This window comes from Bilifractor sp. LCP21S3_F8, from assembly GCF_052117805.1.
Classification (GTDB): domain Bacteria; phylum Bacillota; class Clostridia; order Lachnospirales; family Lachnospiraceae; genus Bilifractor.
This window is the reverse complement of sequence record NZ_JBQKIK010000005.1, coordinates 108,124-121,504: the sequence shown is the minus strand read 5'-3', so window position 1 is coordinate 121,504 and position 13,381 is coordinate 108,124. Positions and strand designations below refer to the sequence as shown.

The window sequence follows — 13,381 nt, the reverse complement described above, 5'->3', positions numbered from 1 at the left end:
CCAGCTGCCGCGCGTTTTTCGATCCTTATGTTTAATAAAGAAGGAAAACAGCGTGGCAGTTTTTGTTTGTGCAGATAAAGAGCTTCATCTGGTTCTTGTGCGGCAATCACTATGTGATGCTAGGTGCCACATATTGCAACTGAGAAATGATCAGAAGGAAGAGAAATGATCAGAACGAAGAGAAATATCAGAAGAAAGTAAAATGATCAGAACGAAGAGAAGTGATCAGAAGGAAGGAAAATGGCCAGAGGGAGGGATAAAGGCTTGAAGAGTACAGTTGCGCTTGTTCCGTGCGGCAGTTATGATCCGGAGAGAGTGTATCAGGCTTTGAAGCAGGGCCTGAGCCTGGTCGGAGGCATTGAAAAATATGTCCGCAGGGAGGAGAAGGTACTGCTGAAGATGAATCTTGTGCGGGAAGCAGACGCGGAACGCGCGGTTACGACACATCCGGTAGTCGTTGAGATGCTGGCGAGAATTCTGGCGGAGGAGCATTATATCGATGTATCGGCCGGAGATTCCGGCGGTTTCGGCTCCTCAGTCAGATCGATGGAGCGTCTGGGGATGCGGGAGGAGCTGAAAAAATACGGCTGCCGTATGGCTGCGTTTGACGAGGCCGTTCGGACGGAATATCCGCAGGGAATTCACGCAAAGGAGTTTATGCTTGCCCGGGATGTCACGGAGGCAGATGCATTGATCAGCGTCTGCAAGATGAAGACGCATGCGCTGGAACACATCACAGGGGCTGTAAAGAATCAGTACGGCTGCGTCCAGGGAAAACACAAGGCTGCGGGACACACCAGATATCCGAGCGCGGAGAGCATGGCAAGAATGATCGTGGATCTGAATCTTCTCGTCCGACCACGCCTTTATGTGATGGATGGGATCGTGGCAATGGAGGGAAATGGCCCGACCTCGGGAGACCCGGTGCCGATGAATGTGCTGCTGTTTTCGACGGACCCTGTGGCGTTGGACAGCGTGTTCGCAAGGCTCGTATATCTGGATCCGGAATCGGTTCCGACGGAAGTCGCGGGAGCGCAGATGGGCCTTGGCACCTGGCGGGAAGAAGAAATAGATCTTGTGACGCCGGACGGACCTCTTTCCATGCTGTCTGCCGTGAAAAAATATGGCAAACCGGATTTCCGGGTGAACCGGAAGAAGGGTAAGGCGGAGGGAATCATGAACACGGTGACGTTTCTGCGATTCCTGAAACCGGCTCCCAGAATCGACGCAGATAAATGCCGGAGGTGTGGCGTCTGTGTAGAAAGCTGCCCGGTAGAGGGAAAGGCATTGCATTTTTCAAAGGGTCGTGATTATCCTCCGGTATACAATTACAGAAAATGTATCCGCTGTTTCTGCTGCCAGGAGATGTGCCCGCACAAGGCAATCTACGTTCGAGGACGCAGATAAGAGCAGCCGGCAGTATTGAGGCAGAACAGCAGAAGCCGGGTGCGTTCGTGGATGCAGGTTAGAGCAGCGGGCAGCATCGGAGGAAGCGGCGGCAGCGGCAGGGATGCCGCAGGCAGAAAAGGAAGAGGAATTGGAACAGATGACAGATCGGAATAATGAACAGGGCAGACGATGGGTGAAAGATTATTTTGCCTATTTTATTAAGTGGATCATCCTTTCTCTTGTGACAGGAGCTGTATGCGGTGTGACCGGAGGTGCATTCGCGCGGTGCGTGTCGTGGGCGACACAGTTCCGGTCAGTGAACGGATGGATGATCTTATTCCTTCCGGCGGCAGGACTTCTGATTGTCCTTATGTATCAGAAGCTGAAATTATCCGGCGTCGGAACCAACGCTGTGTTTGACTCTGCTGTTGAGGGAGATTCTCTCAAATTCCGGCTGATACCTGCGATTTTTGTCGGAACAGTTCTCACCCATCTGTTCGGCGGTTCCGCCGGCCGAGAGGGTGCCGCGCTGCAGATCGGCGGAGATATCGGGAACCACATCGGGCAGATGTTCCGCTTCGATGAGGAGGATAAGAAGATCGCAACGATGACCGGAATGGCAGCTTTTTTTGCGGCATTGTTCGGAACTCCGGTTACGGCGGCGGTTTTTGTGGCCACAGTCATCAGTGTCGGGATGGTAAAGCATGCGGCGCTTGTCCCGGGAATGATCGCGTCTGTTTTTGCCGCTGAGGTGGCATCCCATATGGGGGCGGCACCGGTGCGCTTTCAGATTGAGGCACCTGATGTTAGTCCGCTGATGATGGGAAAGGTCATGGTTCTTGCGGCAGCCTGCGGCCTTGTCTCCGCGTTTTTTGTCATGGCACTACATTATGCGAAGGGGCTCTATGAGAGGTTCCTGAAAAATCCGTATCTGCGCGTTCTTGTGGGCGGAGCGGTTATTGTCGGACTGACGTTTCTGGTGGGAAATCAGGACTATAACGGAGCCGGCGTGGATGTGATCGCAAGAGCGATCGGACAGGGGCAGGCGAGGCCGTGGGATTTCGCGATGAAGATTCTGTTCACGGCGCTTACACTGGAAGCCGGATTCAAGGGAGGAGAAATCGTTCCGACCTTCTATATCGGCGCGACCTTCGGCTGTGTATTCGGCCAGCTACTGGGTATTCCGGCAGGATTCGCGGCGGCCGTCGGTTTCACCGCCATGTTTGCCGGCGTCACGAATACCATGATTACATCGATACTGCTTGCGGCAGAGGTTTTCGGAGGAGCCGGGCTTCCCTATTTCGGTGTGGCCTGTATGCTGAGTTTTGTCTTCTCCGGCTACAACGGGCTTTTCTCGAGTCAGGTCATTATCTTCTCCAAGCTGCGCCCCAGACGTGTCATGAAGAAGGTGGATCACCGGGTGGATCTCGACAAGGATTGCAGGGCAGTCACTGGGGATGGCCGGGAACCGGAGACAGGGAAAAACAACGAGGAATACGATCCGAAACGTGGCGACATGTAACGGACACGGTGTATTCAAAGAAGAGGCTTATGTAACGGAAACGGTGTATTCAAAGAAGAGGCGTATGTAACGGAAACGGTGTATTCAAAGAAGAGGCGTATGTAACGGAAACGGCGTATTCAAAGAAGAGGTGTATGTTACAGACATAGTGTATTTAATAAAATACATTTGCCGAACTGGTGACAAAGAAAAATACGGGTGCTATAATAACCTTGTATGTGTATAAAATCAATTATACATCTTAAGTTATATAAGGAGGAATAGTTACGATGGCAAGAAAAATGAAAACCATGGATGGTAACACAGCAGCAGCTCATGCTTCGTATGCTTTTACCGAAGTGGCAGCGATCTATCCGATCACACCTTCTTCACCGATGGCTGAACACACTGATGAGTGGGCAACTCAGGGAAGAAAGAATCTGTTCGGACAGGAAGTTCAGATCACAGAGATGCAGTCTGAGGCAGGTGCAGCTGGTGCCGTTCACGGCTCTGTAGCAGCCGGTGCTCTGACAACCACATATACCGCATCCCAGGGTCTTCTTCTGATGATCCCGAACATCTACAAGATCGCCGGTGAGCAGCTGCCTGCAGTATTTGATGTATCTGCGCGCTGCGTTGCTACACATGCACTGAACATCTTCGGTGATCATTCAGACGTATATGCATGCCGCCAGACCGGCGCTGCTATGCTCTGCGAATCTTCTGTACAGGAGGTTATGGATCTGACGCCTGTCGCTCATGCAGCAGCTATCTCCGGACATCTTCCATTCATCAACTTCTTTGATGGATTCCGTACATCCCACGAGCTTCAGAAGATTGAGACCTGGGATTATGAGGATCTGAGAGACATGATCGATATCAAGGCTCTGAAGGAGTTCAAGGCAAACGCTCTGAACCCGGAGAACCCGAAGGAAATGGGATCCGCCCAGAATCCGGATATCTTCTTCCAGACCCGTGAGGCATGCAACAGCCTCTATGATGAAATGCCCGGAATCGTTCAGAAGTACATGGATATGGTAAATGCCAAGATCGGAACAGACTACAAGCTGTTCAACTACTATGGCGCTCCGGATGCAGATCAGGTTATCGTAGCTATGGGTTCTGTATGCGACTGTATCGAGGAGACCATCGATTACCTGATGGCTCAGGGCCGCAAGGTTGGTGTTGTAAAGGTACGTCTGTACAGACCGTTCTCCAGACAGGCACTGATTGACGCAATCCCGGATACGGTAAAGAAGGTTTCCGTACTTGACCGTACAAAGGAGCCGGGTTCCATTGGCGAGCCTCTGTTCCTGGATGTTGTTGAAGCACTCCGCGGAAGCAAGTTCGACGGAATCAAGATCTTTGGCGGACGTTACGGACTTGGATCCAAGGATACCACTCCGGAGCAGATCGTTGCTGTATACGACAACGAGACAAAGGAGAGATTCACCATCGATATCGTCGATGATGTAACCAATCTGTCTCTGCCGGTAGGCGAGCCGCTTGTTACCACACCGGAAGGAACGGTAAACTGCAAGTTCTGGGGACTTGGAGCTGATGGTACCGTAGGAGCAAACAAGAACTCCATCAAGATCATCGGCGACAACACAGACATGTACGCACAGGCTTACTTCGATTATGATTCCAAGAAGTCCGGCGGTGTAACAATGTCTCATCTGCGTTTTGGTAAGAAACCGATCAAATCCACTTACCTGATTCACAGAGCAAACTTTGTTGCATGCCACAATCCGTCCTACATCACCAAGTTCAACATGGTTCAGGAGCTGGTAGACGGCGGAACATTCCTGCTGAACTGCCCGTGGACCGGAGAAGAGCTGGAGAAGCATCTTCCGGGACAGGTTAAAGCATATATCGCAAAGCATCACATTAAGTTCTATGTCATCGATGGTGTAAAGACAGGTATCGAGGTAGGCATGGGACCGACCCGTATCAACACCATTCTTCAGTCCGCGTTCTTCAAGCTGACGGGTATCATTCCGGAGGAGAAGGCAATCGAGCTGATGAAGGCAGCGGCAAAGGCTACTTATGGCCGCAAGGGTGATGATATCGTCAAGAAGAACTGGGCTGCTATCGACGCCGGCGCAGACAGAGCTGTTCAGGTAGAGGTACCTGCAAGCTGGGCTGATTGTGAGGATGAAGGCCTTGAGTTCAAGAAGGTTTCCGAGGGCCGCAAGGATGCCGTTGATTTCGTCAACAACATTCAGCTGGCTGTTTCCTCTCAGGAGGGCAACAACCTGAAGGTTTCCGACGTTCTGAAATATTCAAACGGCGAGACTCCGTCCGGTACTGCTGCTTATGAGAAGCGTGGCATCGCTGTAAATGTTCCAGTTTGGAACAGCGACAACTGTATCCAGTGTAACAGATGTTCTTATGTCTGCCCGCACGCGGTTATCCGTCCGTTCGCTCTGACAGAGGCTGAGGTTGCTGCGGCACCGGAAGGCTTCAAGAACATTCCGATGACCGGTATGCCGTCCTACAAGTTCGGCATTCAGATTTCCACCATGGACTGCACAGGCTGCGGATCTTGCGCGAATGTATGTCCGGGCAAGAAGGGTGAGAAGGCCCTGACCATGACTCCGATTGCCGACGCCATGGATCAGCAGAAGGGCTTCGATTATGCGGTTAAGCTTCCGGAGAAGCAGGATGTTATCGACAAATTCAAGATCACTTCCGTAAAGGGAAGCCAGTTCAAGAAACCTCTGCTCGAGTTCTCCGGCGCATGCGCAGGCTGCGGCGAGACTCCTTACGTAAAGCTGATCACTCAGCTGTTCGGAAGCAGAATGCAGATCGGAAACGCTACCGGATGTTCTTCTATCTGGGCGAACTCTTCACCGTCTACACCTTATACGGTAGATCAGAACGGCAGAGGACCGGCATGGTCCAACTCCCTGTTTGAGGATGCCGCAGAGTTTGGCTATGGTATGCTGCTTGGACAGAAGGCTATCCGTGATGAGCTGAAGACAAAGGTTGAAACTCTTATTGAGAAGGATGCATCTGTCAAGGAAGCCGGACAGGCATGGCTTGACACCATGACAAAGGGCGCTGAGAACAGAGTCGCAACAGATAAGCTGCTGGCTGCAATCGCTAACAATACAACCGAAGAGGCTGCGTTCATCAAGGACAACAAACAGTTCCTGGCGAAGAAGTCCAACTGGGTATTCGGTGGTGACGGCTGGGGCTATGATATCGGATTCGGCGGACTGGATCATGTTATCGCTTCCGATAAGGATATCAATGTTCTGGTTATTGATACTGAGGTATACTCCAACACCGGCGGACAGTCCTCCAAGGCTACACCTACCGGAGCAGTTGCTCAGTTCGCTGCAGGCGGTAAGGAGACCAAGAAGAAGGACCTTGCTTCCATCGCTATGTCCTACGGCTACGTATATGTAGCGCAGATCGCTATGGGCGCTGATTACAACCAGGCGGTTAAGGCAATCAGCGAGGCTGAGGCTTATGACGGACCTTCTCTGATCATTGCTTACGCTCCGTGTATCAACCACGGTATCCGCAAGGGTATGGGCAAGGTAATGACCGAGGAAGAGCTTGCGGTTAAGTCCGGATACTGGCATCTGTTCCGTTACAACCCGGCACTGCTTGGAACAGATAAGCCTGCATTTACTCTGGATTCCAAGGCTCCGCAGGCAGATATCTATCAGGACTTCCTGGATGGTGAGGTACGTTACAATTCTCTGAAGCGTGCGAACCCGGCGAAGGCTGAGAGACTGCAGAGCAAACAGAAAGAGGAGTCTGCTGAGAGATATACATACCTCAACAAGCTCATCAAGCTGTACGGACCGGCAGAGCAGTAAAATTTTGATAAAATAAATGCAGGACCCGGCTATGCCGCGGCCCTGCTCCCGGATCCCAGATCCGGTCGGATATATAGAGTTCAAACGTGTAATACGCCCGGCGCAGAGAAATCTGCCCCGGGTTTCTTTTTTTGTATAATTTCCAGATGCTCCGCATATCATTAGTTGAAGCGGAAAAAGACCACATCCGCTCACACTCATTGGGTTTCATGCTCCTTTCTGCAGGATCCTTCACCAATTATATAATTGAGCAGGGAAAAGGTCTCGATCACAGTATCTTTTTCTTAATCGGTCAGGACAGACAAAGCGAAGAATTTACGGGTCAAACCTTTAACAATTTCGGTTCGTTGCGCGTGGATTTACAATATGATATAGTATATTACAGCGTCAAAAGCGATGACTCACGTCGCAGAGTGCATAAGTACGCGCTTTGCATGCGTGGTTTGCGGTGACAAAAATCCCGGTCCCGAGGGGGACGTTACTATATTTATTCATCATTCAGGCACAGGAAAGCTGTGCGGTAAGGAACTGACATGGCAATAATTGATAAGAGTTTTATGTTGAAAAAAATCGAGAAGAATGAGAGCATCTATGTCCTGTATTCGGCACTTACGCATTGCCCTTTTGTGGAGTGTGATCCGGAGACATTCGATGATCAGATCTATATTTTTACCACGAAGGAAATGACGCAGACCTTTGCGCATCCATACACCCTGGACAAATATCTGCTGCAGGCAGTGAAGGTTGAACGGGGGATGATTCTTCCGTTCCTGAGGACACTTTATCTGTACGGCATCAATGCCGTGATGTATCAGGAGGAGGGCGCGCCGATCCGGATTCAGCTCACGGATCTGGTGGAGAAACCGGATATTGATGCGCTGCGGAATGATAAGATTCCGAGGGCGAATCCGGAACTTCAGCTGACGGCACTGTATTTCATGCAGGAGCTTACCAGACCGGTTGAACGTAATCAGGAGGAGAAGAAGCATCTGCACGACCTTGAAGAGGAGATGGCGCACAATCTGTTTCGTTCCCGGTTTATCATCTCGTTTGATGTCAGCGAGATTGAGGGAAAATGGGACCCGAAGGACAAGAACCAGAAGGTGAAGGTTCCGCTTGTCAAAACGAAGGCGGGGAAGACCTTCCAGCCGGTTTACACGGATTTCGGCGAGGTGCAGAAGTTCAATCAGAGAAACAAGGGCGTGAAGCTTGAACTGACACCGATCACCTATGACCGGATTCATAATTTCCTGGTAAAGGAATCCGAGGGATTTGTCTTTAACCCGGCCGGTTTTAACCTTGTACTCACTGCGGACCAGCTGAGACAGATGGCGGAGCGCTATGGGGAAAACAACGACCGGTGACAGACGCATGGTCACGGAGATCGGACAAGGCGTTTGTTTTCAGCCGGTCACGGAGATCGGACAGCAGGAGGCGTTTGTTTGCATCCGGTCACGGAGAGTGGGCAGCGGGAGATTTGCTTCCATCCGGTTCCGGAGGAAAAATTATAGAAATGAGAAGTCAGGAGAGTGAAGCTGCGTATGACAGATAAGTATGAATTAATCAGTGAAGAATATATCAAAGACGTGCACGCTGAGGGAAAGCTTCTCCGTCACCGGAAGAGCGGCGCCAGGATTGCGCTCCTTTCCAACGATGATGAGAATAAGGTGTTCAACATCGCCTTCCGGACTCCGCCGAAAAATTCGACGGGAGTCGCGCACATTATTGAACATACCGTATTATGCGGATCCAGAAAGTTTCCTCTGAAGGATCCTTTTGTAGAACTGGTAAAGGGATCTCTGAATACATTCCTGAATGCCCTCACGTATCCGGACAAGACGATGTTTCCGGTAGCCAGCTGTAATGACACGGATTTTCAAAATCTGATGGATGTATATCTGGATGCTGTGTTCTTTCCGAATATTTATAAGAACGAGAAGATTTTCCGTCAGGAGGGCTGGCATTATCAGCTCGAGAACAGAGAGGATCCTCTGACCTACAACGGCGTCGTTTACAACGAGATGAAGGGCGTCTTTTCATCGGCGGATGAGGTGCTTGACCGTGCCGTCTTCAATGCTCTGTTTCCGGATACTCCCTATGGCGTGGAATCCGGCGGAGATCCGGAGGTAATTCCGGATCTGACGTATGAGGAGTTTCTGGATTTCCACAGAAAGTATTATCACCCTTCCAACTGCTATATTTATCTTTATGGAAACATGGACATGGAGGAGAAGCTGGAGTGGCTGGACCGGGAGTATCTGAGCCTTTTTGATCGTATACCAGTTGAGTCGGAGATTCCGATGCAGAAACCGTTCTCTGAGGTAAAGGATGTCACGATGAGTTACCCGATTCTGGACAGTGAGCCTGAGAGGGACAATACGTATCTGTCTGTCAACACGGTGGTCGGGGATTATTCGGATGTTACGCTTAATATTGCTTTCTCGGTTCTGGAGTATGTACTTCTGGACGCACCGGGAGCTCCGGTCAAGCAGGCACTGCTGGACGCGGGAATCGGAAGAGATGTGGAAGGTGCCTACAACGACGGAATTCTTCAGCCGTTCTTTTCCGTGATTGCGAAGAACGCAAATGCGGAGGATAAGGACAGATTTCTGTCTGTCGTGCATGACACGCTGGAGAAGCTGGCGGAGGAGGGGCTGGACACACTCGCTATTGCCTCGGGAATCAATTATTTCGAGTTCCGTTTCCGGGAGGCAGATTATGCGCAGTTCCCGAAGGGCCTGATCTACGGTATGGATCTTTTTGACAGCTGGCTCTATGACGAGGGGAAGCCTTTTGAATACCTGAAAGAGCTGGATGCTTTTGAAGAACTCAAGAAACGAAATGGCACGGGCTATTTTGAGAATCTGATTCGCAGGTATCTCCTGTCAAACAATCATGCCGCGGTTGTGACGCTGAAGCCGGAGAAAGGTCTGGCTGCCCGCAGAGAGAAGGCTGCGGCGGAGAAGCTCGCAGCATATAAGGCATCGCTCTCAGATGAGGAGCTGGATGCGATGGTTGCCGGGACGAAGGCGTTAAAGGAATATCAGGAATCAGAGGATTCCGAGGAGGCTTTGAATTCGCTTCCGATGCTTTCCAGAAAGGATATCGACCGGAAGACACCGCTTCATCCGGACACGGAACAAATTCGTGTCAACGACACCACATATCTGAGACATCATTATTTTACAAACGGAATCGCTTATCTGACGCTGCTGTTTGATACCGCGAAGATTCCGGATGAACTGGTTCCTTATCTCGGAATTTTGAAGAATATGCTCGGAGTCGTGGATACGGAGCACTATACCTACGGCAGGCTGTTCCATGAAATCAACGCAAGGACCGGTGGAATCAACTTCGGTCTGCAGGTTCTTCCGACGGAGAAGGGGCTGGATGATTCCAAGGGCTATCGCATGTTCGGGGTAAAGGCAAAATATCTCTACCGTGAGAAAGATTTTGTCTTCGAGATGATTCAGGAGATCCTGAAGACGTCGAAATTTAATGACAAAAAGAGACTTCATGAGATTCTTGCAAGTACAAGAGCAGGAATGGAGCAGGCAATCCCTGCCGCGGGTCATACTTCCGCGGCGAAGCGGGCACTGTCCTATCAGTCTCTTCTTTCCGCATGGACAGAGAAAACAACGGGAATTGACCAGCTCCGTCTGGTAAAGGATCTGGATGAGCATTTTGAAGAGAAAGCGGATAACCTGATCGAAAACCTTCAGAAGCTCATGAAGATCGTATTCCGTCCTGAGAATCTGACGGTCAGCGTGACAGCTGAGGAAGAGGGATTTGACGGTATAGAAGAGGAAATTCTGTCGCTTGAGGAGAATCTCTGCACAGATCCCTTCGAGGAGGGAAGCTTTGACTGGAAGCCGGAGCAGAAGAATGAAGGATTCAAGACCTCCGGACAGGTGCAGTTCGTTGCCCAGGCAGGCAATTACCGGAAAGACGGATATGAATATACCGGAGCCTTCCGGATTCTTCGAATGATTCTGAATTACGATTATCTGTGGATGAATCTGAGGGTACTCGGCGGAGCTTACGGCTGCATGAGCAGCTTCAAACGTTCCGGCGACAGTTATCTGGTATCGTACAGGGACCCTCATCTGAAGAACACACTGGACGTATATGCCGGTCTGCCGGAGTATCTCAGAAAGTTTGACGCGGATGAAAAGGCTATGACGAAATACATCATCGGTACAATCAGTGAGATGGATACACCGATGACAGCTTCTTCCAGGGGAAGCTTCGCGCTGAACTGCTGGTTCGCGGGTCTGACAGAGAAGGATTTTCAGCAGGAAAGAGATGAGGTTCTGGACGCGGAAGCGGAGAATATCCGGGCACTCGCGGATCCGGTCGCATCGGTTCTTGCCGCGCGCAATATCTGTGTGATCGGAAGTGAAAGCTCCGTGGATAAACACGCAGACCTCTTCAGGAAGATTGAAAGCCTTACCTGAGACAGGACGGGGAGAAAAGGTATGGAAGCAGGAATGGGGACTGGAACCGGGGAGATCAAATCGGGATTTGTCGCATTAATTGGAAGACCGAATGTGGGAAAATCTACGCTGATGAATCATCTGATCGGACAGAAGATTGCGATTACTTCACGAAAGCCGCAGACAACCCGGAACCGGATTCAGACAATCTACAACAGCAAGCGCGGGCAGATTGTATTTCTCGACACGCCGGGAATTCACAAGGCGAAGAACAAGCTGGGGGAATACATGGTTTACGCGGCGGAGAGTTCCCTGAAGGACGTGGACGCTGTGATGTGGCTCATTGAACCCGGCGATTACATCGGCGCTGCGGAACAGCACATAGCAAAGATGCTTGACCGCTCCGGTCTTCCGATTATCCTTGTTATCAACAAGATTGACAAGGTCAAAAAGGATATCGTACAGAGCACGATGGAAGCATACCGGAATATTACCCGGTTCGAGGACATTGTCTGTGTGTCTGCGCTTCACAGCAGAAATCTGGAGGCGCTGATCGACAGCCTGTTCCGGGTACTCCCTTACGGGCCGCGTTTCTTTTCGGAGGAAACCATTACGGATCAGCCGATGCGGCAGATCGCCTCGGAGATGATCCGCGAGAAGGCACTCCGGTCTCTGGGAGAGGAGATACCGCACGGGATCGCTGTGGTCATCGACAAGATGCGGGAGCGTCCGGATGGTTCGATTACAGATATTGAGGCAACGATCATCTGCGAGAGAGAATCCCACAAGGGTATCATTATTGGAAAAAACGGCGCCATGCTGAAAAAGATTGGAACCGAGGCACGGAAAGAAATCGAGACGATGCTCGGCGGCAAGGTTAATCTGAAGCTCTGGGTCAAGGTGCGGAAGGACTGGAGAGAAAGCGATATTCTCGTCAAAAATTACGGCTACGACAAGAAGGAACTCAGAGAGTAGGCTGCGACGCCCATTGAAATTTTAGCCTCTCGTTAGATGTGAACAGATTTAGTATTCTGAGCTGAGAGATATGAACGAACAGATCAATGTGTCGGGAATGGTTTTGTCGGCGATGCCGATCGGTGAAAACGATAAAAGGCTTGTGATTTTGACGAGAGAGCTTGGCAGAATCAGCTGTTTTGCGAGAGGCGCCCGCCGGCCGGGAAGCACGCTCATGGCACTGTCCAATCCCTTTGCCTTCGGAAGCTTCACGCTGATCGAAGGAAGAAATTCCTACAGCCTGATTTCCGCTTCGATCCGGGAATACTTCACCGAGCTGGCCTTTGAACAGCCGGGAGTCTATTACGGGTATTACTTCTTGGATTTTGCGGATTACTACGGCCGGGAGGGCATCGACGGTACTGACATGCTGAATCTTCTGTATCTGACCATGAAGGCGATCCTGAATCCGCACCTGGACAACCGGCTGGTAAGACGGATCTTTGAGATCCGGATCATGACGATAAATGGTGAATATGCGCCGGATCCTGCTCTGATGAGTCCGTCCGCGCTGTATGTAGTCCGCTATGTCATGAGCGCTCCTCTGACAAAGCTGTATACCTTTGAGGTGAAGCCGGAGGTGCTGAAGGAACTGGAAAATGCGCTGAACCGCCAGACAGACCGGATTCTCGACCGTCCGCTGAGGAGCAGGAGAGTATTGAATGAAATGATCCGGACCTGACCGGTCCCGGCATATTGAAGCCGGAGCAGGGATATTCGGGGGCGGTGATTGCGAGGCGGAACCTTGGGGCTCAGTACTGCAAAGCCGGAGCAGGGAATACGGCACAGGGGTCGAAGTGGTAAACGGGAGTATGTTCCCACCTCACAAAAGAAGAATAGCTGAAAGAACCTGTGAAAGATTTCGGGATACCCGGGACTTTTCACAGGTTTTTTTACGCGAGCGTCGCGATAGCGAGATAAAACTCGCGCAGCGTGTTTTATCTCGTTACGCGGCATTGTTTTCTGAAGGGCTTTTTCCGCAATATGTCTGTGAACTTCACAGGAACCAGATGTATGATTGCGAGGGATTCGTACCGATTTGTTGTGATTATGTTGCAAAAGAAGACCCTTTTTTTGTCAAACCTGGTTCTACTCAAAACGTTTCGCTTTTGCTATAATGAGGGACAGCAAGACACAGGGGTGCCGGATGTAAGGAAAATCTCGAGATAAATAAGATAAACATCGGGTAATTTTATCACGCGCGT

General features: G+C 50.8%; 8 protein-coding genes. All 8 read left to right on the top strand.

Features of this window, described 5'->3' with window-relative positions; all coding sequences use genetic code 11:
* Window positions 1-264: 264 nt before the first annotated feature.
* The 8 genes from ACTQ3A_RS04140 (at window position 265) to recO (ending at window position 12,858) form a co-directional block, all read left to right on the top strand.
* On the top strand, window positions 265-1,407 hold the full coding sequence (locus ACTQ3A_RS04140) for a DUF362 domain-containing protein (RefSeq protein WP_441494128.1): 1,143 nt from the start codon (window positions 265-267) through the stop codon (window positions 1,405-1,407).
* Window positions 1,408-1,546: 139 nt separating this feature from the next.
* Window positions 1,547-2,911: a chloride channel protein gene (locus ACTQ3A_RS04135; RefSeq protein WP_441494127.1), complete on the top strand. Its 1,365-nt coding sequence runs from the start codon at window positions 1,547-1,549 to the stop codon at window positions 2,909-2,911.
* 269 nt (window positions 2,912-3,180) lie between these two features.
* Complete coding sequence (gene nifJ / locus ACTQ3A_RS04130) at window positions 3,181-6,726, top strand: pyruvate:ferredoxin (flavodoxin) oxidoreductase (protein WP_441494126.1); 3,546 nt, start codon at window positions 3,181-3,183, stop codon at window positions 6,724-6,726.
* 533 nt (window positions 6,727-7,259) lie between these two features.
* A complete protein-coding gene (locus ACTQ3A_RS04125) occupies window positions 7,260-8,090 on the top strand; it encodes an SseB family protein (RefSeq protein WP_441494125.1) in 831 nt (276 codons plus the stop codon).
* Window positions 8,068-8,259 (top strand): hypothetical protein, encoded by a 192-nt coding sequence (locus ACTQ3A_RS04120; RefSeq protein ID WP_441494124.1) that lies wholly within the window; start codon window positions 8,068-8,070, stop codon window positions 8,257-8,259. The genes ACTQ3A_RS04125 and ACTQ3A_RS04120 overlap by 23 nt, the downstream gene beginning before the upstream one ends.
* An 8-nt stretch (window positions 8,260-8,267) precedes the next feature.
* A complete protein-coding gene (locus tag ACTQ3A_RS04115) occupies window positions 8,268-11,183 on the top strand; it encodes an insulinase family protein (protein WP_441494123.1) in 2,916 nt (971 codons plus the stop codon).
* 21 nt (window positions 11,184-11,204) lie between these two features.
* Complete coding sequence (gene era / locus ACTQ3A_RS04110; protein WP_441494122.1) at window positions 11,205-12,137, top strand: GTPase Era; 933 nt, start codon at window positions 11,205-11,207, stop codon at window positions 12,135-12,137.
* Window positions 12,138-12,207: 70 nt separating this feature from the next.
* Window positions 12,208-12,858 (top strand): DNA repair protein RecO, encoded by a 651-nt coding sequence (gene recO, locus ACTQ3A_RS04105; RefSeq protein WP_441474991.1) that lies wholly within the window; start codon window positions 12,208-12,210, stop codon window positions 12,856-12,858.
* Window positions 12,859-13,381 lie beyond the last annotated feature (523 nt).